The following is a 25,295-nucleotide window of genomic DNA, read 5'->3' on the forward strand; positions in this document are numbered from 1 at the left end:
TCGGTCGTACGACGATGAGGGCGCCCCGGTCGGACCGGGGCGCCCTCGTTCGTTGTGCGGGTCAGGGGCGGTCGCGGTCGGCCAGGGACAGGGTTCTGCGGGCCGTCGCGACCACCGCCGCGTCGATGAAGCGGCCGTCCGGCAGGGCCTGGGCACCCTCGTCCGTGGTCGCCGCCTTGACGATCTGCTCGGCGTTCTCGATCTCCTCCGGGCTGGGGAGGTAGGCGCGTTCGATCACCGGGAGCTGGCGGGGGTGGATGGCCGCCCGGCCCAGGAAGCCCAGGGCGCGGCCGTGGGCGCAGGAGGCGGCCAGGGTGTCGAGGTCCCGGGTGTCCGGGTGGACCGACTGGGGCGGCGGGGCGAGTCCGGCCGCCCGGGCGGCCACGACGAGCCGGGAGCGGCACCAGTCGAGGCCCGCGTCGTCGCGTACCCCCAGATCGGCCCGGAGGTCGGCCTCGCCGAGCGCGATGCCGTGCAGGGCGGGGTGGGCGGTCGCGATGGCGAAGGCGTGTTCGATGCCGAGGGCGGTTTCGAGCAGCGCGTGGAGCGGGAGGCCGGCCCCGGTGGTCCCAGCCGTGCGGGTGGCCACGTGGACGACCTCCTGCGGTGTCGTCACCTTCGGGAGCCGTAGGCCCGAGATACCGGGGAGGCCTTCGAGGGCCCGCAGGTCGCAGGGGACCAGCGGGCCGTCCAGGGCGTTGATCCGGACGTGGACCGGGACCGGCTGGGGGTCGGTGAGGCGCTCGGCGGTGGCTGCGCGGGCGTACTCCTTGCGATCGGGGGCGACCGCGTCCTCCAGGTCGACGACGACCACGTCCGCGCCGGACGTCAGAGCCTTGGTGACCACCTCGGGGCGGTCACCGGGGACGTACAGCCAGGTCAGGGGATGGTCCTTCACAGGGCCCCCTCGGTGCGCAGGGCGTCGATCTCGGGTGCGGTCAGGCCCAGTTCGGTGAGGACGGCCGCGGTGTCCGCGCCGTGCGGGCGGCCCGCCCAGCGGATCGCGCCGGGGGTGGCGGAGAGCCGGAAGAGGACGTTCTGCATACGGATCGGGCCGAGATCGGGGTCGTCGACCGTGGTGATGGTGTCGAGGGCCTGGTACTGCGGGTCGGTCATCACCTCCCGCACGTCCTGGACCGGGGCCACCGCCGCCTCGGCCTTCTCGAAGGCCGCGATGACCTCGGAGTGGGAGTGGCGGGCGATCCACGAGCCGACCGCCTCGTCCAGGACGTCCGCGTGGCGGGCGCGGTCGGCGCCGGTGGCGAACCAGGGCTGGTCGATCAGTTCGGGGCGGCCGACCAGGCGCATCACGCGCTCGGCGATCGACTGGGCCGAGGTCGACACGGCGACCCAGGTGCCGTCGGCCGTGCGGTAGGTGTTGCGGGGGGCGTTGTTCTGCGAGCGGTTGCCGGTGCGCGGCTGGACATGGCCCAACTGGTCGTACCAGAGCGGCTGCGGGCCGAGGACGGTGAGGATCGGCTCGATGATCGCCATGTCGACGACCTGCCCCTCCCCGGTGCGGTCGCGGGCGGACAGGGCCGTCATGACGGCGTACGCCGTGGCCAGGCCCGCGATCGAGTCGGCGAGGCCGAAGGGCGGGAGCGTCGGGGGTGCGTCCGGTTCGCCGGTGATCGCGGCGAAGCCGCTCATCGCCTCGGCGAGGGTGCCGAAACCGGGACGATGAGAATGTGGCCCGAACTGGCCGAAGGCGGTGACCCGGGCGAGGACCAGGCGCGGGTTGGCGGCGGACAGCTCCGGCCAGCCCAGGTCCCACTTCTCCAGGGTGCCAGGGCGGAAGTTCTCGATGACGACGTCGGCGGTGGCGACGAGTCGGAGGAGAGTGGTCCGGCCGCCGGGCCGGGAGAGGTCGAGGGTCATCGTGCGCTTGTTGCGGCCCAGCAGCTTCCACCAGAGGCCGATGCCGTCCTTGGACGGGCCGTGGCCCCGGGAGGGATCCGGCTTCACCGGGTGCTCGACCTTGATCACCTCGGCGCCGAAGTCACCGAGCATGGTGGCGGCGAGCGGCCCGGCGAAGAGGGTGGCCAGGTCGAGAACGCGAAGGCCGGTGAGAGGGGCTGCGGTTGAGGGGATGCGGGGCTCGGGTGCGGTCATCTCCGGTGCTTTCATGACGTGTACCTGGCCTCGATCTCCGGGCGGTACGGCATCGACGCGGACGCGCCCGGCCGTTGCACGGAGAGTGCCCCCGCCGCCGCGGCCCACGCCAGGGCGTCCGGCATCGGGCGGCCCTCGGCCAGGGCCACCGCGAGGGCGCCGACGAAGGTGTCGCCGGCGCCGGTCGAGTCCACGGCGGTGACGGACGGCGCCGGGACGGCGACCGGTTCGGCGAGGCTCCGGGCCGCGTGGAGGCTGCCGGCCGCGCCCAGGGTGACGACGACCTCCGGCACCTGGTCGAGGAGCGCGGTGGCCGCCTTGTGCGGGTCGGTCAGACCGGTGAGGGCCGCCGCCTCGTGCTCGTTCGGCACCAACAGGTCGGTGACGACGAGGAGTTCGGGTGGCATCGGCTGGACGGGGGCCGGGGTGAGGATCGTACGAACACCGTGGCGGTGAGCGGCCCGGGCTGCCTCGACGACGGCCGTGAGCGGGATCTCCAGCTGGAGCAGCAGCGCGTCTGCGGTGGCGATCAGGCTCTCGTCGCCGGGGGCGAGACCGGTGACGGTGCCGTTGGCGGCGGGGATCACGACGATCGCGTTGCCGCCCTCGTCGTCCACGACGATGTGCGCGGTGCCGGAGGCGTCCTCGGCGGTGCGGAGATGGCCGGTGCCGACGCCCGAGTTCTCCAGCGTGGAACGGAGTTGGCTGCCGTACGCGTCGTTGCCCACCGCGCCGATCATCGAGACGTCGGCGCCCGCGCGGGCCGCGGCGACGGCCTGGTTGGCGCCCTTGCCGCCGGGGATCGTACGGAACTCCCGTCCTGTCACGGTCTCCCCGCGCTGCGGGGCCCTGGAGACGTACGCGACGAGGTCCATGTTCGTGCTGCCCAGCACGACGATATGGGTCATGGGTGGACTGCCTCCAAGTGGGTGAGGGAGTGGGTCAGTTGGGCGAGGGTGTCGAAGCCGGTGCCGTTGAAGTCCGCGACGGAGGTGGCGAGTCGGTTCTTCAGGGGGCTGGTCCAGCGGTCGGGGAGGGCGGCGGGGGAGCCCGCGAGGAGGGCGGCGACGCTTCCGGCGGTCGCGCCGTTGGAGTCGGTGTCCCAGCCGCCGGACACGGCACGGCAGACGGAGCCGGTGAAGTCGCCGCCGGCGTGGGTTAGGGCGGCGGCGATCAGGGCGGTGTTGGGGATGGCGTGGACCCAGTGGTAGGTGGCCGCGTGGGTGGCGTGGAGTTCGTCGACGACCGTGGCGAAGTCGCCGTGGGCATCGGCCAGTTGGATGCCGTGACGGACGGCCTTGGCGAGGCGGGAGCGTGGGGGGACGACCGTCAGGCCGGCGCGCAGGCAGGCGTGGATGTCGTGGGTGCCGGTGGCGGCCTGGGCGATGGTGGCCGCCGTGAACATCGCCGCGTAGACGCCGTTGGCGGTGTGAGTGAGGGTGGCGTCGCGGTACGCCTGTTCTGCGGCGCAGGCCGGGGCACCGGGGTTGGTCCAGCCGTGGACGTCGGCGCGGATCAGGGCGCCGATCCATTCACGGAACGGGTTGCGGTGGTGGGCGGTGAGCGGGGGTTCGAGGCCGGAGAGGAGGTTTCGGTAGGCGACGCGTTCGGCCGTGAAGGTCCGGCCCGCGGGGAGTTCGTCCAGCCAGAGTTTCGCCACGTCCGTGGTGGTGAAGCGGGGGCCGTGGCGTTGGAGCAGGAGCAGGTTGAGCAAGGGGTAGTTGAGGTCGTCGTCCTCGGGCATGCCGTCGATGTTCTCGGCGAGGGAGGTGGCCGCCGACCGGCGGTTCCAGGGATGTGCCGTCGCCAGTTCCTCGGGGACTCCTCTGGCGGTGAACCAGGTGTTCAGGGGCCAGTTGCCGGTTGCCCGGGCGAGTTGGCGGATGGCGGTGAGGGGGAGTTTCTCCACCGGCTTGCCCAGGAGGCAGCCGGCTGCTCTGCCCAGCCAGGCGGCTTCCAGGCGGAGGGGGGTGGGGGCAGGCGGGGCGGACGGGGCGGGCTGTGCGGGCCAGTCGGAGCACAGCGCGTGGATCCGGAGCAGGTCTGTCGGCTCGTCGTCCGCCAACCTGCTGGGCAGGTCGGCCAGTTCGTCCAGGAGGTCTTCGGCCAGTTGCCGCAGGTAGCGGGAGACCGGGGCGGGGGACGCGCCCGCACGCTGCGGAGCTTCCGAGCCGCCCGCCGCTCGCCAGCGGGCGGCGATCCTGCTGGGCTCGCGGCCGTCCTGGGCCGCCTGGCGCAGCTCGTGGCCGATCAGGTCCTCCGGCTGGACCCAGGTCAGTCGGAGCATCCCGCGCTCCTGAGCCGGGCGAACGCCCCTTCGTGGGAACGGCGTTGGCGTACGTCCCGTTCGAAGATCTCCCGGGTCACCTCGGTCAGTGTCCGGGCGGGTTCCCACAGGTCCAGGCGGCTCGCCTCCGCGACCGTCTTCGACCAGTCGGACGGCACCTCGGAGCCCAGCGCGCCGGCGAGCGCCCCGGCCATCGTGGCGATCGAGTCGCAGTCGCGGCCGTAGTTCACCGAACCCAGCACCGCATGCCGGAAGTCGCCGCCCGACACCACCAACATGCCGAGCGCCACCGGGAGTTCCTCGATCGCGTGGAGACGGGACGGCCGACGGGCGCCCAGGGACGGAGTGCGGTAGTCCGTGCCCACCGTGTCGTACGGAGCCACCGCCTCCCGCAGGGGCCGCAACGCCGACTCGAAGTCCGTGCAGCGGGAGGCCACTTCGCCCACCGCCTCGATCGCCGCCCGGGTGCCGTCCTTCGCCAGGGAGAGGCACGTTCCCATCACCGAGTCGGGCGTCGCGTCCGGAGCGCACGCCGCCGCCACCGCCGCCGCGAAGACCGCCGCCGCCTCCCTGCCGTACGAGGACTGGTGGGCGCCCGCGAGGTCGGCGGCCTCGGCGTAGGCACCCGCCGGGTTGGCCGCGTTGACCAGGCCGACCGGGGCCATGTACATCGCCGCACCGCAGTTGACGATGTTGCCCACGCCTGCCTCGCGGGGGTCGACGTGGCCGTAGTGGAGCCGGGCCACCAGCCACTTCTCCGCCAGGAAGATGCGCTGGAGGGGGAGTGCCTCGGCCTCCAGCTCGGGGATCCAGCGCGGGTTCGTCATCAGGTCCGGGACCAGGTGGTCGGCGACCGCGTACGCGTCCAGGTGGTCGCGGACCTGGGCGTACACCCGTACCAGCGCATGCGTCATCAAGGTGTCGTCGGTGACGTGGCCGTCGCCCTTGTGGTACGGGGCGATCGGTCGGGCGGTGCGCCAGGCGTCGCCGTTCCAGGGGCCGACGATGCCGTGGACGCGGCCCGCGTGGCGTTCGAGGATCTGCTCGGGGGTGTAGCCCTCGACGGGCCCGCCTAGCGCGTCACCGACGGCCGCGCCGACCAGGGCACCGGTGATCCGCTCGTCCAGCCCCGCCACTTGACCTTCTTGACCTTCTCGACCCTCTTGGTCTTGTTCTTGGTGTTTGGGTGTCATGTCGCGAATCATCCTCCTGGGGTGACCCGTTGTGTGGCTTCCAGCAGTTCGGCGAGTTCCACGAGATCGGTGCCGGTAAGCCGGGGAAGGGCGCAGCCGGAGAGGGTGCGGCAGGCGTCCCGCCAGGCCGCCGGGATCGCGGCGCCACCGCCCAACGCCCCGGTGAGGGCACCGGCGAGTGCGGGGGCCGAGTCCGCGACCCGCGACAGACAGGCGGCGGCCGGCACCGCTTCGGCGATCCGGCCCCGCGCCGCTGTGGCCAGCGCGAGGGCGACCGGGACCGTCTCGGCGGCGGCGATGCCGTAGCTGTAGACGTGGTCGACGATCTGGTGTTCCAGGAGCGGGACCAGGGCGAATGCCCCGTCTGCGCTGTCTGCGTCCCGCGCGAGCTTCAGTGCGTGGCGGGTGTTCCGGCCGATCTCCGTGCACTCGGGCAGTTCCGCCAGCGCCGCGTTCACGCAGGCCTCCACCTCCTCGCCGGCCAGCGCCAGTGAGAGCGCCGCCGCCATCGCGCGGGCGCCGTGCACGCCGTCGCCGTCCTGGGTGTAGCGGGCGTCGAACTCGGCCAGTTCGGCGGCGAGCCGGGGGTCGCCGGGGTGGGCCACCGCCAGCACACAGGCCCGTACGCAGGCCGCGTCGTCGAAGTAGTGCGGGTTGTCGTGACCGGTGGCGGGCGGGCGCAGACCGGCGGCCAGGTTGCCGAGGCCGGCCCGTACGGAGATACGGGCGCGCAGTGGCAGCACCGCCGACTCGACCTCGGGGGCGCGTTCCGCGGCGGCTGCCACCTCGCTGGCGACCGCGTTCCAGGACAGGTCGATGGCGGCCCGTGCCCGGCGCTCCCGGCTCAGGTCGCCCAAAACGCTGTGGTCCCCGGCCCGCAGCAGGGCCTCGGCCGCGAACGCCGCCCACTCCGCGTCGTCCGAGGGGCCGAGCCGTAGCGGTTCCGGGGGCTGGTTGAGGGCGATCGGCACGGGGAGGGTGGTGGTCGCGTTCTGCTCGGCGAAGGTGTCCAGTTCGCGAGTGAGGCGGCGGGTCCAGTCGGGCATCCGGGCGGCCCGGTGCCGGGCGGCGGGCCAGCCGGCGGCGTCGCCTGCGGCCAGGCCCAGCAGCAGGCCCTCGATGCGGCGGGGGTTCATCAGTGGACCCCGGCTCCGGCTCGGGTGGTGTCTTTCGCCCCCGCCGCCCCTACCCGTCCCTCCCCCAGAGGGGGGACCCCCGGACGGGCTGAAATGCCCGGGCTTGGGGCTGTGCGTGGGCTCACGGTTGTACCTCCGTTGTGGGTGTCGGGGCGTCGTCCGGGGCCAGGACGTACGCGGTCCGGTCCGGTGTCGGAGGCGCGGGATCCCGTACGACCGGCTTCGCGCCCCACTTGCCGCCCTCGCCCGGTGTCAGGAGTTCCGCGACGTCGAGGATGTGGTGGCCCGCCATGGAGGGGAGGCAGGTGCCGCGGGCCGGGCCGATCGCCTCCGCCCACTCGGGCGGGATGGCCGAGGCGCCGCGGGTCGCGCCTGCCAGGGCGCCCGCCACCGCTGCCGTCGTGTCCGCGTCGCGGCCCATGTTGACGGCTGTCAGTACCGATTCCGTGAAGTCGCCGTCGGCCACCGCGTACGCGCCGAAGGCGAGGGCGACCGCCTCGGGGGCCAGGTCGGTCCAGGGGTAGCCGCCGATCACCACCGCGGAGCGGACCGCGCGTTCGCCCCGGTGGGCGACCGCCACCGCGCGGCGCAGGGAGCGTGCCGTCCAGGAGTCCTCGGGGATCACCGCCAGGGCGGAGGCCACCACGGCGATGGTCGGCGCGCCCGCCATCGCCGCGGCCACGCCCGCCGCCACCGCCTGACCGCCGTAGATGCCCTCGCCGTCATGGCTCACCGAGCCGTCGATCGCCACCAGGCGGGCCGCCTCGGTGGGGCGGCCCGCCGCGAAGACACCGAAGGGGGCCGCTCGCATCGCGAGGCCGTCGCTCCAGGCGTGCCGGTGCTGGGCCGAGATCGGGGCCGCGAGACCCCGGCGCAGGTTCTCCAGGGTGCCGCGTTCGCTGAAACCGGCACCCCGGAAGGGACCCTCGTCGAGGTCGGCGATCCACTGGTGCCAGGCCGCCTCCACATGCGCCGGGGTGAGGGCCGAGCCGTGCCGGGCGAGGAGGAGGCCCGAGAAGATCGCGTACTCCGTGTCGTCCGTGCCGGCGGGGTTCTCGGCGACGTATCCGGTGATGCGGCCCCAGCGGGCGCGGATCTCCGAGGGCTTCATGTTCTCGGCGGGGGCGCCGAGCGCGTCCCCCACGGCCAGACCGAGCAGGGCGCCGCATGCTCTGTCGCGGAGCAGGGCGGCGTCCTGGTGCGCCGGGACCGAGGGAATGCAGGCGATCGATGCCATACGCGGCCTCTCCTCCGGAGGGTTCCGGGGGCTCCCTCCCGGGGAGCGGAACCCTTTGCGGAACTGTCCCATCGGAGGGGTTCACGTGCGCCTCAGGCGCCCCAATCATCACCCGGTCGACATTTGTGCGAGTACACCAACGGATGAGCGATCATCATGAACGTGCAGGTGAGGGCAGCCTTTCCTTGCTGGCGGAGGGGGAATTCGGGGCGTATTTTTGGTGATGTCGAAAAGTGGAACAAGTCCAAGTGCGGTCCGGTCGGATCGGCTCGGAAAACTTCCGGAAGCAACGCCCGAAGCGAACGAACTGGGGGACGGCATGGCCATCATCGAGACCGAGGCGGCGCTGCACGAGGCGCACCGTGACAACCACACCCACCGGGATGTCACCGGCGGCTGGTTGCGGCCGGCCGTTTTCGGGGCGATGGACGGGCTTGTCTCCAATCTCGCCCTGATGACAGGTGTGGCGGGCGGGGCGGTCTCGCATCGGACCGTCGTTATCACCGGGCTCGCCGGCCTTGCCGCCGGCGCCTTCTCCATGGCTGCCGGCGAGTACACCTCCGTCGCCTCGCAGCGCGAGCTGGTCGAGGCCGAACTCGACGTCGAGCGACGGGAGTTGAGGAAGCACCCCAAGGACGAGGAGCGTGAGCTCGCCGCGCTCTACGAGTCCCGGGGCGTCGAGTCGAAGCTCGCCCGTGAAGTGGCCCGGCAGCTCTCGCGCGACCCCGACCAGGCGCTGGAGATACACGCCCGCGAGGAGCTGGGCATCGACCCCGCCGACCTGCCCTCGCCCGGCGTCGCCGCGGTGTCGTCCTTCGGGGCGTTCGCACTGGGTGCGCTGCTGCCCGTGCTCCCGTACCTCCTGGGGGCGACCGCGCTGTGGCCCGCCGTGCTGATCGCCCTCGTCGGGCTCTTCGGATGTGGTGCGGTGGTGGCGCGGGTGACCGCCCGGAGCTGGTGGTTCAGCGGGTTGCGGCAGCTCGCGCTGGGCGGGGCCGCGGCCGGTGTGACGTACGCCCTGGGCAACCTGTTCGGTGCGGCCGTAGGATAGGGCGTCGTGCACTTATGCGATGGGCCGCATAAGTAGCCGTTACTCGCTGGTTTCGAACGCTTAACCACCGGGCATGAGCCGTACGCGCTGTGGGTAACGAAGCCTGCGGCGCACCTGCGGAGAGGGCGACGACGCTCTCCTTGCCATGGGTCGAGGGACATCGATCTGTCCGCTTCGGCCCCCATTACTTCCACCGCAGCGCGGTCACCATGCCGCGCGCTGCGGTGTCCGCATGTTGGTACGCAGTATCCGGTTCCCGAGAACCGTCCCATCATGTAACCTGCACGAAATTTTGCACTCCAAGAGGGCCAACGTCGTCCCTCGGCTTAATGCATATGCCACACGACGACGACGGGAGAGCCGATGCGTACGCCGCGCCAGCCGTCCCAGCATTCTGAGATTGGCCAGAAGTGGTCCTTCATGGATGCTCGCCCTGCTGCGCAGGGTATGTACGACCCCCGCAACGAGCACGACGCCTGTGGCGTCGGCTTCGTGGCCACCCTCACCGGCGAGGCGAGCCATGCGCTGGTCGAGCAGGCGCTCACGGTTCTCCGCAACCTGGAGCACCGCGGTGCCACCGGCTCCGAGCCCGATTCCGGCGACGGCGCCGGCATTCTCTCGCAGGTTCCGGACGGGTTCTTCCGCGAGGTGGCCGAATTCGAGCTGCCCGAGGCCGGCTCCTACGCGGTGGGTATCGCCTTCCTCCCGGAGGAGACGGCGACGGACGCCGTCCCGACAACCGCCGAGGCCGTCTCACTTATTGACACGATCGCCGCCGAAGAGGGCCTGACCGTCCTCGGCTGGCGCGACGTGCCGGTCGCCCCCGGACTCCTCGGCGCCACCGCCCGTTCGACGATGCCCGCCTTCCGGCAGATCTTCGTCGCGGACAGCGCCGCGGTGCCCGCCACGGGCATCGACCTCGACCGCAAGGCCTTCGCGCTGCGCAAGCGCGCCGAGCGCGAGGTCGGCGTCTACTTCCCCTCGCTCTCCGCGCGGACCATCGTCTACAAGGGCATGCTGACCACCGGCCAGCTGGAGCCCTTCTTCCCGGACCTGTCCGACCGCCGCTTCGCGTCGGCCATCGCGCTCGTCCACTCGCGCTTCTCCACGAACACCTTCCCGTCGTGGCCGCTCGCCCACCCGTACCGCTTCGTTGCCCACAACGGCGAGATCAACACCGTCAAGGGCAACCGGAACTGGATGCGGGCGCGTGAGTCGCAGCTCGTCTCCGACCTCTTCGGGGACAAGGGCCTGGAGCGGGTCTTCCCGATCTGTACGCCCGACGCCTCCGACTCGGCGTCCTTCGACGAGGTGCTCGAACTGCTCCACCTCGGTGGCCGTTCGCTGCCCCACTCCGTGCTGATGATGATCCCGGAGGCGTGGGAGAACCACACCACCATGGACCCGGACCGGCGCGCCTTCTACCAGTTCCACGCCACGATGATGGAGCCCTGGGACGGCCCGGCCTGTGTCACCTTCACCGACGGCGTCCAGGTCGGCGCGGTCCTCGACCGCAACGGACTGCGCCCCGGCCGTTACTGGGTCACCGACGACGGTCTCGTCGTCCTCGGCTCCGAGGTCGGCGTCCTCGACATCGACCCCGCGAAGGTCGTCCGCAAGGGCCGCCTCCAGCCCGGCAAGATGTTCCTCGTCGACACCGCCGAGCACCGCATCATCGAGGACGACGAGATCAAGGCCGGCCTCGCCGCCGAGAAGCCGTACGCGGAGTGGCTGGAGGCCGGCGAGATCGAGCTCTCCGACCTGCCCGAGCGCGAGCACATCGTGCACACCCACGCCTCGGTCACCCGCCGCCAGCAGACCTTCGGCTACACCGAGGAAGAGCTGCGCGTCATCATCGCGCCGATGGCCAAGACCGCCGGCGAGCCGCTCGGCTCCATGGGCACCGACTCGCCGATCGCCGCGCTGAGCGAGCGCCCGCGCCTGCTCTTCGACTACTTCACCCAGCTGTTCGCGCAGGTCACCAACCCGCCGCTGGACGCCATCCGCGAGGAACTGGTCACCAGCCTGCGCTCCTCCCTCGGCCCCGCCAGCAACCTGCTGGAACCGACCGCCGCCTCCTGTCGCAGCGTCACCCTGCCCTTCCCGGTGATCGACAACGACGAGCTGGCCAAGCTCATCCACATCAACGCCGACGGTGACATGCCCGGCATGAAGGCCGCGACCCTCTCCGGCCTCTACCGGGTCAGCGGCGGCGGCGACTCCCTCGCCGCCCGCATCGAGGAGATCTGCACCGAGGCCGACGCGGCCATCGACAACGGCGCCCGCCTCATCGTCCTGTCGGACCGCCACTCGGACGCCGAGCACGCCCCGATCCCGTCACTGCTGCTCACCTCCGCCGTGCACCACCACCTCATCCGCACCAAGCAGCGCACCCAGGTGGGCCTGCTGGTCGAGGCCGGTGACGTCCGCGAGGTCCACCACGTCGCCCTGCTCATAGGCTTCGGCGCCGCCGCGGTCAACCCGTACCTGGCGATGGAGTCCGTCGAGGACCTGGTCCGGGCCGGCACCTTCCTGCCCGGCATCGAGCCCGAGCAGGCCATCCGCAACCTGATCTACGCGCTCGGCAAGGGCGTCCTCAAGGTCATGTCCAAGATGGGCATCTCGACGGTCGCCTCCTACCGGGGCGCCCAGGTCTTCGAGGCCGTCGGTCTCGACACCGCCTTCGTCGAGAAGTACTTCAACGGCACCGCCACCAAGATCGGCGGCGTCGGCATCGACGTCATCGCCAAGGAGGTCGCCGCCCGGCACGCCAAGGCGTACCCCGCCTCCGGCATCGCCCCGGCGCACCGCGCCCTCGACATAGGCGGCGAGTACCAGTGGCGCCGCGAGGGCGAACCGCACCTGTTCGACCCGGAGACGGTCTTCCGCCTCCAGCACTCCACGCGCACCCGCCGCTACGACATCTTCAAGAAGTACACGGACCGGGTGAACGAGCAGTCCGAGCGCCTCATGACGCTCCGCGGGCTCTTCGGCTTCAAGTCCGACCGCCCGTCGATCTCCATCGACGAGGTCGAGCCCGTCAGTGAGATCGTCAAGCGGTTCTCCACCGGCGCCATGTCGTACGGCTCCATCTCCCTGGAGGCGCACGAGACCCTCGCCATCGCCATGAACCAGCTGGGCGCCAAGTCCAACACCGGTGAGGGCGGCGAGGACGCGGAGCGCCTGTACGACCCGGCGCGCCGGTCCAGCATCAAGCAGGTCGCGTCCGGCCGCTTCGGAGTCACCTCCGAGTACCTGGTCAACGCGGACGACATCCAGATCAAGATGGCCCAGGGCGCCAAGCCCGGCGAGGGCGGCCAGCTGCCCGGCCACAAGGTGTACCCGTGGGTCGCCAAGACCCGGCACAGCACCCCCGGTGTCGGCCTGATCTCGCCGCCGCCGCACCACGACATCTACTCCATCGAGGACCTCGCCCAGCTCATCCACGACCTGAAGAACGCGAACCCGCAGGCGCGGATCCACGTGAAGCTGGTCTCGGAGGTCGGCGTCGGCACGGTCGCCGCCGGTGTGTCCAAGGCACACGCGGACGTCGTCCTCATCTCCGGCCACGACGGCGGTACGGGCGCCTCGCCGCTCACCTCGCTCAAGCACGCCGGTGGTCCCTGGGAGCTCGGCCTCGCCGAGACCCAGCAGACGCTCCTGCTCAACGGCCTGCGCGACCGGATCGTCGTCCAGACCGACGGCCAGCTCAAGACCGGCCGTGACGTCGTCATCGCCGCGCTGCTCGGCGCCGAGGAGTTCGGTTTCGCGACCGCGCCGCTCGTCGTCTCCGGCTGCGTCATGATGCGCGTCTGCCACCTGGACACCTGCCCGGTGGGCATCGCCACCCAGAACCCGGTGCTCCGCGACCGGTTCGCCGGCAAGGCCGAGTACGTCGTGAACTTCTTCCAGTTCATCGCCGAAGAGGTCCGCGAGATCCTCGCCGAGCTGGGCTTCCGCACCATCGAGGAGGCCGTCGGCCACGCCGAGACCCTCGACGTGGAGCGGGCGGTCACGCACTGGAAGGCGCAGGGCCTTGACCTGTCCCCGCTCTTCTACGTGCCGGAACTGCCCGAGGGCACCCCGTTGCACCAGGTCATCGAGCAGGACCACGGCCTGGAGAAGGCGCTCGACAACGAGCTGATCAAGCTCGCCGCCGACGCCCTCGCCGCGAACAGCGCGACCGACGCCCAGCCGGTCCGCGCCCAGGTCGCCATCCGCAACATCAACCGCACGGTCGGCACGATGCTCGGCCACGAGGTGACGAAGAAGTTCGGCGGGGCCGGTCTGCCCGACGACACCATCGACATCACCTTCACCGGCAGCGCCGGCCAGTCCTTCGGCGCCTTCCTGCCGCGCGGTGTCACGCTGCGCCTCGAAGGCGACGCCAACGACTACGTCGGCAAGGGCCTCTCCGGCGGCCGGGTGATCGTCCGTCCCGACCGGGGCGCCGACCACCTCGCCGAGTTCTCGACGATCGCGGGCAACACCATCGCGTACGGCGCGACCGGCGGCGAACTGTTCCTGCGCGGTCGTTCGGGCGAGCGGTTCTGCGTCCGCAACTCCGGTGCCACGGTGGTGTCCGAGGGCGTGGGCGACCACGGCTGCGAGTACATGACCGGCGGTCACGCGGTCGTCCTCGGCGAGACGGGCCGCAACTTCGCGGCCGGTATGTCGGGCGGCATCGCGTACGTCATCGACCTGGACCGCGACAACGTCAACGTCGGCAACGCGGACGCCGTCGAGGCGCTCGACGACGCCGACAAGCGGTGGCTGCACGATGTCGTGCGCCGGCACCAGGAGGAGAGCGGCTCGACGGTCGCCGAGAAGCTCCTGGCCGAGTGGGACGTCGCGGTGGAGCGCTTCAGCAAGATCATCCCCAGCACGTACAAGGCAGTGCTCGCCGCCAAGGCCGCCGCCGAGCAGGCCGGTCTCACCGAGACCGAGATCACCGAGAAGATGATGGAGGCGGCGACCAATGGCTGATCCCAAGGGCTTTCTCAACCACGGCCGCGAGGTCGCCAAGTCCCGCCCGGTGGACGTCCGTCTCAAGGACTGGAACGAGGTCTATGTCCCCGGCTCCCTGCTGCCGATCATCAGCAAGCAGGCCAGCCGCTGCATGGACTGCGGTATCCCGTTCTGTCACAACGGCTGTCCGCTGGGGAACCTGATCCCCGAGTGGAACGACTACGCCTACCGCGAGGACTGGACGTCGGCGTCCGAGCGGCTGCACGCCACCAACAACTTCCCGGAGTTCACCGGCCGCCTGTGCCCGGCTCCGTGCGAGTCGGCGTGCGTGCTGGGCATCAACCAGCCCGCGGTCACCATCAAGAACGTCGAGGTCTCGATCATCGACAAGGCCTGGGAGGGCGGCGATGTCGCCGCCCAGGCCCCGGAGCGCCTCTCCGGCAAGACGGTCGCGGTCATCGGCTCGGGTCCCGCGGGTCTCGCGGCGGCCCAGCAGCTGACACGGGCCGGCCACACGGTCGCGGTGTACGAGCGCGCGGACCGCATCGGCGGCCTCCTGCGCTACGGCATCCCCGAGTTCAAGATGGAGAAGCGGCACATCAACCGCCGTATCGAGCAGATGCGCGCGGAGGGCACCCGCTTCCGTACGGGCATCGAGATCGGCCGGGACCTCAAGGCGACGGACCTGCGCAGGCGGTACGACGCCGTCGTGATCGCCGCCGGTGCGACGACCGCCCGTGATCTCCCCGTCCCCGGGCGGGAGCTGAAGGGCGTCTACCAGGCGATGGAGTACCTGCCCCTGGCGAACAAGGTGCAGGAGGGCGACTTCGTGGCCCCGCCCGTCACCGCCGAGGGCAAGCACGTCGTGGTCATCGGCGGCGGCGACACGGGCGCGGACTGCGTGGGCACCGCCCACCGGCAGGGCGCGGCCTCCGTCACCCAGCTGGAGATCATGCCCCGCCCGGGCGAGGACCGCAGCCCCGGGCAGCCCTGGCCGACCTTCCCGATGCTCTACAAGGTCACCTCGGCGCACGAGGAGGGCGGCGAGCGCGTCTACTCCGTCTCGACGACCCACTTCGAGGGCGACGAGCACGGCAACGTGCAGTGGCTGCACCTCACCGAGGTCGAGTTCATCGACGGCAGGCTGACCCCGAAGCCGGGCACGGAGCGGAAGATCCCCGCCCAGCTGGTCACCCTCGCCATGGGCTTCACGGGCACCGACCGCGACAACGGTCTCGTCGACCAGTTCGGCCTGGACCTCGACGAGCGCGGCAACATCGCCCGCGACGCCGACTTCCAGACCAACGTCCCCGGCGTGTACGTCGCCGGTGACGCCGGCCGCGGCCAGTCGCTCATCGTCTGGGCCATCGCCGAGGGCCGTTCGGCGGCCCGCGGAGTCGACCGCTTCCTCACCGGCGCGAGCGACCTCCCGGCCCCGATCCGCCCGACGGACCGTTCCCTGATGGTCTGACGGGGTACCCCACCAAAGACGTCCCGTACAACGGCGTACGGAACGAACAAACCACGGCGCTCGCCACAGTCCCCGACCGGACACGGCGGGCGCCGCGGCGCGTCCGGAGCCGGACGGGCACCGTGTTCACGCCAGGCCTCTTGTCCAGCCCTCGCCGTGCGGCGGGCGTCGAGGACCGCGTTCCAGGTACGTCTTCTCGTCGCCGCCCTCCGCCGGGCTGTCGGCCTCCTCCAGGGCGGCGGCGCGGATGCCGCCCAGGCTGAACGCGTCGCTGCCCGGCAGAAGGGTACGTGGGGCGGTCGCTCGTCCGGGTGACGTACCCTCAGGATCTCGTCAGTCCGGCACATTCCGGGAGGGGAGCCACGCATGGCCGCGATCAGTCTCACCAAGGTGGAGGAGGCCGCGCCCGCGCTGGTCAGCCTCTACAAGAGTGCCGGGGCGGCCGTGGACCGGCACGGGCTCGACGGTCAGCGGGCGGCCGTCTACCTGGTGGTCGACTACTCCGGTTCCATGAAGCCGTACTACCGGAACGGCAGTGTGCAGGCGCTCGCCGACCGGGTGCTGGGGCTGGCGGCCCACTTCGACGACGACGGGACGGTTCCCGTCGTCCTCTTCTCCACCGACGTCGACGCCGTGACCGGTATCGCCCTCGACGACCACGCGGGGAGCGTCGACCGGATCGTCGCCGGGCTCGGGCACATGGGCAAGACCAGCTATCACCTCGCCATGGACGCGGTCATCGAGCACTACCTCGACAGCGGGTCCACGGCCCCCGCACTCGTGGTCTTCCAGACCGACGGCGGCCCGATCAACAAGCTCGCCGCCGAACGCTACGTGTGCAAGTCGGCGCGGCTGCCGCTGTTCTGGCAGTTCATCGGCTTCGGGGACGCCACGAGCAAGCAGTTCGACTTCCTGCGCAAGCTCGACGAGTTGGCGGTGCCGCAGCGACGGGTCGTCGACAACGCCGGGTTCTTCCATGCCGGTTCGGACCCGCGCGCCGTGTCCGACGACGAGTTGTACGACCGTCTGGTGGGCGAGTTCCCGAAGTGGCTGGTCGCCGCCCGGGCGGAGGGAATCGTCGTCGAACGGGACGGTCCCCCACCCACCGACCTTCCCTAACAAGTGTTTGGTAGATACTGTGGGTGCATGGGAGACGTCGAGAGTCCGGCGTACGTAACCGGACACGGGCTGCTCAAGGGGCGCACCGCCGTCATCACGGCAGCCGCGGGCGCGGGCATCGGTGGGGCCACCGCCCGCCGGTTCCTGGAGGAGGGCGCGCGCGTGCTGATCAGCGACGCGCACGCGCGGCGGCTCAAGGAGTACGAGGGGGAGCTGGCCGGGGAGTTCGAGGGCGTCGGCTCGCTGCCCTGTGACGTCACCGACGAACGCCAGGTGCGGGCCCTCTTCGACGCGGCCGTGGACGTACACGGGCGGCTCGACATCGTCGTCAACAACGCGGGCCTCGGCGGTACTTCGTCCCTCGTCGACATGACGGACGAGCAGTGGTCGAGGGTGCTGGACGTGACGCTCAACGGCACGTTCCGGTGTGTGCGGGCCGCGTTGCGGATCTTTCGCGAGCGCGGGTCCGGAGGAGCGGGAGAGTCCGGACGGACAGGGAGGCCAGAAGGACCAGGAAGACCAGGAGGCGTGATCGTCAACAACGCGTCCGTCGTCGGCTGGCGGGCCCAGGCCGGGCAGGCGCACTACGCCGCAGCGAAGGCCGGCGTGATGGCGCTGACCCGGAGCGCGGCGATCGAGGCCGCCGAGTACGGGGTCCGGGTCAACGCGGTGTCACCGAGCCTCGCCATGCATCCCCACCTCGTGAAGGTGACCACCCCCGAACTCCTGGCCGAACTCACGGCCCGCGAGGCATTCGGGCGGTACGCCGAGCCCTGGGAGGTGGCCAACGTGATCGTGTTCCTGGCGTCCGGCTACTCCTCGTACCTGACGGGGGAAGTCGTCTCCGTCAGCAGCCAGCACCCCTAGGACGGCACATGTCTGGGACCACAATGGACGCGTGCCTCCTACGAAGAAGAAGCCCCAGGTGACCGCCGTGCCCGCCCGCCGCCGCGAAATCCTCGACACCGCCGCCGAGGTCTTCGCCGAACAGGGCTACAACGCCACCACCGTACGCAAGATCGCGGACCACGCCGGCATGCTCGCGGGCAGCCTCTACTACCACTTCGACTCCAAGGAATCGATGCTGGAGGAGATCCTGCGCACGTTCCTCGACGAGCTGTGGGAGGGCTACGACACCGTCCTGGGCGCCGAGTCCGGGCCGCGCGAGACGCTGGAGGCACTGGTCACCGAGTCGTTCCGGGAGATCGACCGGCACCGCGCAGCGGTCGCGATCTATCAGAAGGAGTCCAGGCAGCTCGTCGCGCAGGAGCGGTTCGCGTTCCTCGCGGAGTCGCAGCGCAGATTCGAGAAGGCGTGGCTGTCCACGCTGGAACGCGGAGTCGCCGCGGAGGTCTTCCGCGCCGACCTCGACATCCGCCTCACCTACCGCTTCGTGCGCGACACCGTCTGGGTCGCCGCGTCCTGGTACCGGCCCGGCGGACAGCACAGCCCGGAGGAGATCGCCCGCCAGTACCTGTCGATGGTGCTGGACGGGATCGCCGTACGTGCATAGCCGTACCTGACAGCCCTATGTGAACAGCTCTTTTCTGTGAGGGAGTTGCCATGGCCGAGGCCTACATCGTCGAAGCGGTCCGTACGCCCGTCGGGCGGCGTGGAGGTGGTCTGAGCGGTGTCCATCCGGCGGACCTGGGCGCGCACGCGCTGACGGCGCTCATATCGCGGGCCGGGGTGGATCCGGCCGCCGTGGAGGACGTCGTCTTCGGGTGTCTGGACACGGTGGGGCCGCAGGCGGGTGACATCGCCCGCACCAGCTGGCTGGCCGCCGGGCTGCCCGAGGAGGTGCCGGGGGTGACCGTCGACCGGCAGTGCGGATCCTCGCAGCAGGCCGTGCACTTCGCCGCGCAGGCCGTGCTGTCCGGCACGCAGGACCTGGTCGTCGCGGGTGGCGTCCAGAACATGTCGATGATCCCGATCGCCTTCGCCTCCCGCCAGGCGGCCCTGCCCCTGGGGCTCACGGAGGGCCCGTTCGCGGGCAGCGCGGGCTGGCGGGCCCGGTACGGGGAACGACCGGTGAACCAGTTCGCCGGCGCCGAGATGATCGCCGCCAAGTGGGGCATCAGCAGGCAGGACCAGGAGGAGTTCGCGCTGCGCTCGCACGAACGCGCGGTCCTGGCCATCGACGAGGGCCGCTTCGCCCGCGAGACCGTGGCCTACGAGACGGTGACCGTCGACGAGGGCCCGCGCCGGGACACCTCACTGGCGAAGATGGCCGGCCTGAAACCCGTCATCGATGGCGGCACCATCACCGCCGCGGTCTCCTCACAGGTGTCCGACGGCGCCGCCGCGATGCTGCTCGCCTCCGAGCGGGCGGTACGCGAGCACGGGCTGCGGCCCCGGGCCCGCGTCCACCATCTGTCCGTACGGGGCGAGGACCCGATCCGGATGCTGACGGCGCCGATCCCGGCCACCGCCCACGCCCTCAAGAAGACCGGCCTGTCCATCGACGACATCGACCTCGTCGAGATCAACGAGGCCTTCGCGCCGGTCGTCCTGGCCTGGCTGAAGGAGACCGGCGCCGACCCGGCCCGGGTCAACGTCAACGGCGGCGCGATAGCCCTCGGCCACCCCCTCGGCGCGACCGGCGTCAAGCTGATGACGACCCTTCTGCACGAACTGGAGCGTACGGGCGGGCGGTTCGGGCTCCAGACGATGTGCGAGGGCGGGGGACAGGCGAACGTGACGATCATCGAACGGCTTTGAACGGCCCGGGGGACAGGACGGTGAACGGCGCTGGGAACGGCACTGGGAACGGCGTGGTGAACAGCTCCATGAGCGGTCGTCTGAGTGGTCGTGTCGCCCTTGTCACCGGCGGCACCCGCGGAGTCGGGGCGGGCATCGCGCGAGCCCTCGTCGAGGCGGGGGCGGAGGTGGTGGTCTGCGCTCGCCGGCCGCCTGAAGTCCCTTTGCCCGGCGTGGAGTTCAGGGCGGTCGATCTGCGGGACCGGGCCGCCGTGTACGACTTCGTCGGGGGGCTGCCTCGCCTCGACGTGCTCGTCAACAACGTGGGGGGAAGTCCTTATCGGGCGTTGGGTGGTGCCGGTGCCGGTGCCGGTGCCGGTGCCGGTGCCGGGGGTGGGCGTGGAGGTGGAGACGGGGGTGCTGATGTCGAGCGGCATGTTCGGGTGATCGAGCTGAATCTGATCACGCCGCTCACCGTCTCCCTCGCCGCTTACGAGCATCTGAAACGGGCTCGGGGGTCCGTCGTGATGGTCGGCAGCGTGAGCGGGAGCCGTCCCTCGCCGGGGACCGCCGCGTACGGCGCCGCCAAGGCCGGGCTGGAGAACCTGGCCCGGTCGATGGCCGTGGAATGGGCGCCCGACATACGGGTCAACACCCTCGTCGTCGGCATGGTCCGCACCGAGCTGTCCCATCTGCACTACGGGGGTGACGACGGCCTCGACGCCGTCGCCCGCACCGTGCCGGCGGGCCGCCTCGCCGAGCCGTCCGACATCGGTGCCGCCACGGTGTTCCTCGCCTCCGATGCCGCCGCGTACATCAGCGGGGCGAGTCTGCTGGTGCATGGTGGGGGGGAACGGCCCGCGTTTCTGGACGCGGCGACCGTGAACAGGGGTGGTGGTCGATAGCGGGTTTCTTCTCGCCCCCGCCGCCCCTACCCGTCCCATCCTTGGGGGCTGCGCCCCCAGACCCCCGCTGTCGGTCCTGAACGGGCCTCGTCCTCAAACTTCCCCAGAGGGGGACCCCCAGACGGGCTGAGGGTGCGGGCCGGTGCCGGAGGGGTTCGGGGTGGTGCTGGAGAGGTGTCGGCTGGGCTGGGGTCGTCGGGTACGTGGGGGTGTTTCGGTCGGTGGTGGTGAGACGCGGTGAATGGGCGGGTGGGAAACACGGCCCGAGCCGCGCCTCACCCCATCCCCAGCGCCCCCTCCAACATCGCCACGATCTCCGCGTGCCCGGTCCCCTGATCAACCCCCGCCACCACGTTCCCGTCCCGCACGAGCTCGACGGTCACCCCCTCCGCCCAGCGCCGCATCACATACTCCCCGCCGAACCCATGCGCACGCCCCAGCCCTGCCCGAAGCTCCGACGCCACGTCCAACCAGGTCCAGCGGCGGGCCTCCGCCAGCGCCTCCCCCCTCGACCCGGCGCCGTGCGCCAGCAGGGACCGTACACAGGCGGGGGAGCCCCGGCGGGCGGCCGTGACCAGTGGGGGTTCGCCGGTCGGGCCGGGGCGGTTCGGGTCCGCGCCCGCTGTCAGCAGTGCCTCGGCCACCGCCGCGTGACCGCATCGCAGGGCCCAGGTCAGGGCGGTGAAACCGAACGCCTCCATCGCGTCGGGAGCGGCCCCCGAAGCCAACAGCGCGCGAACGACCTCGGCGTGTCCGCCGCAGGCCGCCCCGCACAGAGGGAGGTCCGACCCCGTACTCAGCCGGTCGGGCGCGGCGCCGGCGGACAGCAGCAGCCGTACGATGCCGGGCTCGTCGCCCACCGCCGCCGCGTACAGGGCGGTCTGGCCGTCCTCGTCCACCGCTTCCGGGCTCATACCGAGACGCAGCAGCCGTACGACCGCGTCCTCGTCACCCGCGTACACCGCTGTGAAGAGATCGCGCTCACTGCCGATAGGCGGTTCTTGCCCGTTCATACCTTCCGACCTTCGCTCGCGAAGGGCCGGTGAGGCAAAGGGTTTCGGGGTGAGGTGCCCCACGCCTCCCCGACGTCAGGTGTCGCACTCCAGCACCGTCCGGCACACCCCGCACCGCGCCCGTACCCGCCCCCGCACCGGCACCCTGATCCGCTGGTGGCAGGTCGGACAGGGGAAAGAGACCCGCAGCGGACCGGGGCCGTCATGGTCACCAGGGGGGTCGGTGGAGTCCGGGGTGAAGCTGTAGGGAACACCGCCCGGCTGTGACGCGTCCGGCGAGGGGTGATCCTGGGCATGGCGGCGGTCGCGCGCGTACCGTCGCCGGCCCGCCCAGCCCGCCGCCGTCAGCGGGGGCCGGCGGGTGTCGCGGCGGGCCAGCTCCATGCCCGCCGTGTACGCCGTGTACGCCTGCGGACTGGTGAACCAGATCGCGGGATCCTCGTCGAAGAGCAGCGCACGCTTGGCCAGGACGTACCCGAACTCCTCCGGTGTGAGATAGCCGAGCTTCTGCGAGGAGGCCGCGTCCTCGCGGAAGGCGTCGAGGAGCAGCCAGCCCGCACCCAGGTACGCCGCCGCCGTGTCCGTGAGGATCTCGTTGTCCCGGGTCCCGGGGAAGGACAGGTCCAGGCGGTGCAGATAGACGTGCATCACCTCGTGCGCGAGGGCCGCGCCGATGTCCCTGCGATGGGTGCGGAAGCGGTCGTTCAACTCGATGAAGTACTCGGGGCCCGCAGCCAGTTCGACGTTCGCCGCGTGGGTCATCTCGCGGAAGCCGACGATCATGCGCGCGTCCGGCAGCCGGTAGTGGCGCACCATCTCGTGGGCCACGCGCTGCGCGCCGAGATACAGGTCGTCGGTGTCGCAGAAGGCCACGTCGGCCGGGGCCACGCTGGTGGCGAAGGTCTGGACGGTGTCGTACGACAGCCTCTTGTAGAGCGCGTTGATCGCGGCCCGCACCGTCTCCAGGTGCGGATAGCCGTGCTCGACCGGTCCGCCGTTCGCCACGTCCGTACCCCCAAGACGCCTGAACTCTCTTCCACTCTACGTGCGGGGGAGCTGTCGGTAAGAGCGGGTTTCCGACCGTCCGGTTCCGCCGCGGGCACGTGAGATCCGCCCTTGTCCCACACCCGATCTGATCTTCATACTTGCGTTCTTTGTCATCACCCCCCACGAAAGGACGTACGTTGACCCACACCTCGTCGGTCGGAAGAGGTCTCTCCCTGGTCAAGCGGGCCGCGGCGGTCGGTGCCGCGGCCCTCGCGATCGGGAGCCTCCAGCCGCTCGCCGCACAGGCCGCGCCCGCGCCCGTCGTAGGAGGAACGCCCGCCGCGCAGAGCGAGTTCCCGTGGCTCGTGCACCTCTCGATGGGCTGCGGCGGCGCGCTCTACAAGAAGGACGTCGTCCTGACCGCCGCCCACTGTCTGGACGGCTCCGGCGCCAACACGGGCATCACCGTCACCGCGGGAGTCGCCGACCTGAACGCCCCGGGTGCGATCAAGGTCAAGTCGACCAAGGTCCGCCAGGCGCCGGGCTACGACGGCAACGGCAAGGACTGGGCGCTCATCAAGCTCGCCCGGCCGATCAACAAGCCCACGCTGAAGATCGCCACGACCACCCGGTACAACCGCGGCACGTTCACCGTCGCGGGCTGGGGCGACACCTCGGAGAGCGCCGGCACCGGCACGACCAAGCTCCTGAAGGCCACCGTCCCGTACGTCAGCGACGCGGGCTGCAAGCTGCACTACGGCAAGCGGCTCGTGCCCGGCGACGAACTGTGCGCCGGCTATCTGGCGGGCGGCGTCGACACCTGTCAGGGCGACTCCGGCGGGCCCATGTTCCGCAAGGACGACACCGGCGCCTGGATCCAGGTCGGCATCGTCAGCTGGGGCGACGGCTGCGCCCGGCCCGGCGTACCCGGCGTCTACTCCCAGGTGTCCACGTTCGCGAAGGACATAGCCCGGGCGGCGTCCGCGCTGTAGGGCGACCGAGTCCGGCGGGGCGCCCGGTCCCGCCGGAAACGGCTCGCCACTTCCCGCCCAGGCTGGCCGTAACCGCCGTAACCGCCGTAACCGCCGTAACCGCCGTAACCGCCGTACTCGTTCTCGACCCGCACCATCAGCACCCGGTCCGCCCCGGCCGGCCGGCCGCGACACGATCTCCGGGAGAGACGGCCGCACGATCGCCCACAGCCCCGCCTCCCGCACCGCGCCCGGGACCGGCCCGGTGCCCGGCATCGCGGACGTCACCGGGGTGCGGCTCGTGCGGGTTCCACGGGACGTACGTCTCCACGCGGTCGAGGCCCAGCGCCCGCGGCACCGCCGGCCTTGCGCCTGCGGCTCCTCGTGCACCCGGAACCAGTGCGGCGCCCCGGACAGCAGCCGCACCGGCCGCCCGGCCGGCGGGAATTCCGTGTCCCTCACCGTGAACTCGCTCAGGTGGCGCACCCTCACCTCTGGCGGCGGCGCCGTCCATGGACAAAGATCAGCGCCAGTCGGACCCGGGGACCGGGATCCTCAACTGCTCGTCGCCCTGTGCCGCACCCGCGCCGACCTGGCACCCGACGGCGACCAGGTCCTCGCCGCCCTCGCCCGGGACGCCTGCCGGCCCCTGAGCGTCGCCGAACACGCCGCCCGGCACGGCATGACCCCCGCCGGACTGCGCACCGCCGTACGACGCGGCGCCGGATGCGGCCCCAAGGACTACCTCCTCGGCATCCGGCTCGGCCGTGCCCAAAGAACCCTCGCCGCCACCGAACTGCCCGTCGCCGCCGTCGCCCGCCGTGTCGGCTACGACGACCCCGCGTACTTCTCCCGCCTCTTCACCCGCCGCGTCGGCATGGCCCCACTTCCGGGCCCGACAGGGACGCACGGTCCCGGGCGGCTGGAACGACCGCGTCCCCGACCCCGCCGACCCACCGACGATCGAACACCCGCACACGACATGACGCCGGGATCCCGTCCACCCCACCCAGCCCGCGCAACCCCGACGCCCCACGGCCCGCCCGATCCGCGCCACGTAATGTGGACGCCCATGACCACCAGCAACAACCGTGAAGTCGACCCCGCGATCCGAGCGGAACTCGGCCGGTTGCGCGAGAGCATCGACAACATCGACGCCGCCGTCGTCCACATGCTCGCCGAGCGCTTCAAGTGCACCCAGCAGGTCGGCCATCTCAAGGCCGCACACCACCTGCCGCCCGCCGACCCGAACCGCGAGGCCCAGCAGATCGCCCGCCTGCGCAGACTGGCCGAAAGTGCCAACCTCGACCCCGCGTTCGCCGAGAAACTCCTGAACTTCATCATCGCCGAAGTGATCAGACACCACGAGCGCATCGCCGAGGACGCCCTGAACGGCGTGAAACCACCGGTGAATTGACCCCCGGGGCGTGACAGCCGGGTCCCCGCGGAGGCATGCTGCGCTGTGCACTCCATGTGCACTCGCAGTCAGCTGACGGGCACGGCGCGTCAGCGGCGCGGGCACCAGCCGGTTGCCCACACGGGAGGGACGTCGGGCCATGCCGTCGGATGCCAAGATCCTCATCGTCGACGACCACGAGGACACCCTGTACGCCCTGGAAAGCGCCCTGGCCCCGCTCGGCTACCTGCTCGCCCGCGCCACCAGCGGCGACGAGGCGCTCAAACAGGTACTGCGCGGCCAGGTCGGCCTCCTCCTGCTCGACGTACGCATGCCCGGCGTCAGCGGCCTCGACGTCGTGCGCTACATGCGCCGTCTCGAACAGACCCAGCGCATCCCCGTCGTCCTGCTCACCGGCTTCGGCCCCGACGCCGAACTCACCTCCACCGCCTTCGGACTCGGCGTCGCCGACCTCGTCATGAAACCCGTCGACCCCTGGACCCTGCGCGCCAAGGTCCGCTACCTGTACGACGCCCACCGCCGCCACCTGGCCCTCGAACAGGAAGTGCGGGAACTGCGCGCCCGAGTCAAGGACCACGACGTACTCACCGAACACACCCTGCGCCCCGCCCTCCCGCACCCCCGCGGGACCGACGACGGGCCTGCCCGGGTCCCCGGCCCGGAACTGGAGGAGGGCCGCCGCGCGTAGGCAGCGTCCGAGCCCCGCAAACGGCCCCACGGGCCGGACG

Annotated in this window: 20 protein-coding genes and 1 pseudogene; 12 read left to right on the forward strand and 9 right to left on the reverse strand. The window is 71.4% G+C overall.

The genetic code is table 11. The features are described 5' to 3' along the window. Window positions 1-61: 61 nt before the first annotated feature. From IEY89_RS27260 to IEY89_RS27290, 7 genes are read right to left on the reverse strand one after another with little or no spacing between them, the layout of a single operon-like run. Entirely contained in the window at window positions 62-898 is an 837-nt protein-coding gene (locus IEY89_RS27260; protein WP_189150154.1) for an HpcH/HpaI aldolase/citrate lyase family protein, read from the reverse strand. Then, window positions 895-2,127 (reverse strand): CaiB/BaiF CoA transferase family protein, encoded by a 1,233-nt coding sequence (locus IEY89_RS27265; RefSeq protein WP_229695435.1) that lies wholly within the window; start codon window positions 2,125-2,127, stop codon window positions 895-897. The genes IEY89_RS27260 and IEY89_RS27265 overlap by 4 nt, the downstream gene beginning before the upstream one ends. Continuing rightward, window positions 2,124-3,020, reverse strand: coding sequence for a ribokinase (gene rbsK, locus IEY89_RS27270; RefSeq protein ID WP_189150155.1), 897 nt, complete (start codon window positions 3,018-3,020; stop codon window positions 2,124-2,126). The genes IEY89_RS27265 and rbsK overlap by 4 nt, the downstream gene beginning before the upstream one ends. Next, entirely contained in the window at window positions 3,017-4,399 is a 1,383-nt protein-coding gene (locus IEY89_RS27275; protein WP_189150156.1) for an ADP-ribosylglycohydrolase family protein, read from the reverse strand. The genes rbsK and IEY89_RS27275 overlap by 4 nt, the downstream gene beginning before the upstream one ends. Beyond that, window positions 4,387-5,592 carry an ADP-ribosylglycohydrolase family protein gene (locus IEY89_RS27280; protein ID WP_373287298.1) on the reverse strand — a complete coding sequence of 402 codons (1,206 nt, stop codon included), beginning with the start codon at window positions 5,590-5,592 and terminating at the stop codon, window positions 4,387-4,389. Before IEY89_RS27280 ends, IEY89_RS27275 begins: the two co-directional genes overlap by 13 nt. A gap of 8 nt (window positions 5,593-5,600) precedes the next feature. Then, a complete protein-coding gene (locus IEY89_RS27285; RefSeq protein WP_373287301.1) occupies window positions 5,601-6,935 on the reverse strand; it encodes an ADP-ribosylglycohydrolase family protein in 1,335 nt (444 codons plus the stop codon). Then, window positions 6,850-7,965: an ADP-ribosylglycohydrolase family protein gene (locus tag IEY89_RS27290; RefSeq protein WP_189150159.1), complete on the reverse strand. Its 1,116-nt coding sequence runs from the start codon at window positions 7,963-7,965 to the stop codon at window positions 6,850-6,852. Before IEY89_RS27290 ends, IEY89_RS27285 begins: the two co-directional genes overlap by 86 nt. Window positions 7,966-8,284: 319 nt before the next feature. Here IEY89_RS27290 and IEY89_RS27295 point away from each other — a divergent pair, with 319 nt between their 5' ends. The 8 genes from IEY89_RS27295 (at window position 8,285) to IEY89_RS27330 (ending at window position 20,179) form a co-directional block, all read left to right on the forward strand. Continuing rightward, the gene (locus tag IEY89_RS27295; RefSeq protein ID WP_189150160.1) at window positions 8,285-9,016 is read left to right on the forward strand and encodes a VIT1/CCC1 transporter family protein; all 732 of its coding nucleotides are present in this window, start codon (window positions 8,285-8,287) and stop codon (window positions 9,014-9,016) included. Window positions 9,017-9,379: 363 nt separating this feature from the next. Next, window positions 9,380-14,002 (forward strand): glutamate synthase large subunit, encoded by a 4,623-nt coding sequence (gene gltB / locus IEY89_RS27300; RefSeq protein WP_189150161.1) that lies wholly within the window; start codon window positions 9,380-9,382, stop codon window positions 14,000-14,002. Continuing rightward, window positions 13,995-15,455, forward strand: a complete 1,461-nt coding sequence (locus IEY89_RS27305; protein ID WP_189150162.1) for a glutamate synthase subunit beta — start codon at window positions 13,995-13,997, stop codon at window positions 15,453-15,455. Before gltB ends, IEY89_RS27305 begins: the two co-directional genes overlap by 8 nt. A 366-nt stretch (window positions 15,456-15,821) precedes the next feature. Further along, complete coding sequence (locus IEY89_RS27310; RefSeq protein ID WP_189150163.1) at window positions 15,822-16,574, forward strand: VWA domain-containing protein; 753 nt, start codon at window positions 15,822-15,824, stop codon at window positions 16,572-16,574. Between the two features lie 27 nt (window positions 16,575-16,601). Next, window positions 16,602-17,441 carry an SDR family oxidoreductase gene (locus IEY89_RS27315; protein ID WP_189150164.1) on the forward strand — a complete coding sequence of 280 codons (840 nt, stop codon included), beginning with the start codon at window positions 16,602-16,604 and terminating at the stop codon, window positions 17,439-17,441. Window positions 17,442-17,472: 31 nt separating this feature from the next. Next, entirely contained in the window at window positions 17,473-18,087 is a 615-nt protein-coding gene (locus IEY89_RS27320; protein WP_189150165.1) for a TetR/AcrR family transcriptional regulator, read from the forward strand. A 50-nt stretch (window positions 18,088-18,137) separates the two neighbouring features. Continuing rightward, on the forward strand, window positions 18,138-19,295 hold the full coding sequence (locus IEY89_RS27325) for an acetyl-CoA C-acetyltransferase (RefSeq protein WP_189150166.1): 1,158 nt from the start codon (window positions 18,138-18,140) through the stop codon (window positions 19,293-19,295). Between the two features lie 68 nt (window positions 19,296-19,363). After that, entirely contained in the window at window positions 19,364-20,179 is an 816-nt protein-coding gene (locus IEY89_RS27330) for an SDR family oxidoreductase (protein ID WP_189150167.1), read from the forward strand. 275 nt (window positions 20,180-20,454) lie between these two features. On the opposite strand, the gene IEY89_RS27335 is transcribed toward IEY89_RS27330, so the two are convergent. Together IEY89_RS27335 and IEY89_RS27340 are read right to left on the reverse strand one after the other, a co-directional pair. Continuing rightward, window positions 20,455-21,192, reverse strand: coding sequence for an ankyrin repeat domain-containing protein (locus IEY89_RS27335; RefSeq protein WP_189150168.1), 738 nt, complete (start codon window positions 21,190-21,192; stop codon window positions 20,455-20,457). A 75-nt stretch (window positions 21,193-21,267) separates the two neighbouring features. Further along, window positions 21,268-22,197 carry a hypothetical protein gene (locus IEY89_RS27340; RefSeq protein WP_189150169.1) on the reverse strand — a complete coding sequence of 310 codons (930 nt, stop codon included), beginning with the start codon at window positions 22,195-22,197 and terminating at the stop codon, window positions 21,268-21,270. Between the two features lie 179 nt (window positions 22,198-22,376). On the opposite strand from IEY89_RS27340, the gene IEY89_RS27345 reads away from it, so the two are divergent. The 4 genes and pseudogenes from IEY89_RS27345 to IEY89_RS27365 all read left to right on the forward strand — a co-directional run bounded on the left by IEY89_RS27345 (window position 22,377) and on the right by IEY89_RS27365 (window position 25,255). Further along, the gene (locus IEY89_RS27345; RefSeq protein ID WP_189150170.1) at window positions 22,377-23,171 is read left to right on the forward strand and encodes a S1 family peptidase; all 795 of its coding nucleotides are present in this window, start codon (window positions 22,377-22,379) and stop codon (window positions 23,169-23,171) included. Between the two features lie 535 nt (window positions 23,172-23,706). Beyond that, window positions 23,707-24,136, forward strand: a pseudogene (locus tag IEY89_RS27355) (helix-turn-helix transcriptional regulator); the annotation flags it as partial. Window positions 24,137-24,222: 86 nt separating this feature from the next. After that, on the forward strand, window positions 24,223-24,567 hold the full coding sequence (locus IEY89_RS27360) for a chorismate mutase (protein ID WP_189150171.1): 345 nt from the start codon (window positions 24,223-24,225) through the stop codon (window positions 24,565-24,567). Window positions 24,568-24,706: 139 nt separating this feature from the next. Further along, entirely contained in the window at window positions 24,707-25,255 is a 549-nt protein-coding gene (locus tag IEY89_RS27365) for a response regulator (RefSeq protein ID WP_229695436.1), read from the forward strand. The last annotated feature ends 40 nt before the right edge of the window (window positions 25,256-25,295 follow it).

The organism is Streptomyces lacrimifluminis (genome assembly GCF_014646095.1).
Lineage (GTDB): Bacteria > Actinomycetota > Actinomycetes > Streptomycetales > Streptomycetaceae > Streptomyces > Streptomyces lacrimifluminis.

Excerpts from the sequence above, each read along its gene's own strand:
- IEY89_RS27330 (WP_189150167.1), top strand. The coding sequence starts at position 19,364 with ATGAGCGGTCGTCTGAGTGGTCGTGTCGCCCTTGTCACCGGCGGCACC.
- IEY89_RS27265 (WP_229695435.1), bottom strand. The coding sequence starts at position 2,127 with ATGAAAGCACCGGAGATGACCGCACCCGAGCCCCGCATCCCCTCAACC.
- IEY89_RS27335 (WP_189150168.1), bottom strand. The coding sequence starts at position 21,192 with ATGAACGGGCAAGAACCGCCTATCGGCAGTGAGCGCGATCTCTTCACA.
- IEY89_RS27295 (WP_189150160.1), top strand. The coding sequence starts at position 8,285 with ATGGCCATCATCGAGACCGAGGCGGCGCTGCACGAGGCGCACCGTGAC.
- IEY89_RS27280 (WP_373287298.1), bottom strand. The coding sequence starts at position 5,592 with ATGACACCCAAACACCAAGAACAAGACCAAGAGGGTCGAGAAGGTCAA.
- IEY89_RS27275 (WP_189150156.1), bottom strand. The coding sequence starts at position 4,399 with ATGCTCCGACTGACCTGGGTCCAGCCGGAGGACCTGATCGGCCACGAG.
- IEY89_RS27325 (WP_189150166.1), top strand. The coding sequence starts at position 18,138 with ATGGCCGAGGCCTACATCGTCGAAGCGGTCCGTACGCCCGTCGGGCGG.
- gltB (WP_189150161.1), top strand. The coding sequence starts at position 9,380 with ATGCGTACGCCGCGCCAGCCGTCCCAGCATTCTGAGATTGGCCAGAAG.
- IEY89_RS27310 (WP_189150163.1), top strand. The coding sequence starts at position 15,822 with ATGGCCGCGATCAGTCTCACCAAGGTGGAGGAGGCCGCGCCCGCGCTG.
- IEY89_RS27315 (WP_189150164.1), top strand. The coding sequence starts at position 16,602 with ATGGGAGACGTCGAGAGTCCGGCGTACGTAACCGGACACGGGCTGCTC.
- rbsK (WP_189150155.1), bottom strand. The coding sequence starts at position 3,020 with ATGACCCATATCGTCGTGCTGGGCAGCACGAACATGGACCTCGTCGCG.
- IEY89_RS27365 (WP_229695436.1), top strand. The coding sequence starts at position 24,707 with ATGCCGTCGGATGCCAAGATCCTCATCGTCGACGACCACGAGGACACC.
- IEY89_RS27360 (WP_189150171.1), top strand. The coding sequence starts at position 24,223 with ATGACCACCAGCAACAACCGTGAAGTCGACCCCGCGATCCGAGCGGAA.
- IEY89_RS27305 (WP_189150162.1), top strand. The coding sequence starts at position 13,995 with ATGGCTGATCCCAAGGGCTTTCTCAACCACGGCCGCGAGGTCGCCAAG.
- IEY89_RS27290 (WP_189150159.1), bottom strand. The coding sequence starts at position 7,965 with ATGGCATCGATCGCCTGCATTCCCTCGGTCCCGGCGCACCAGGACGCC.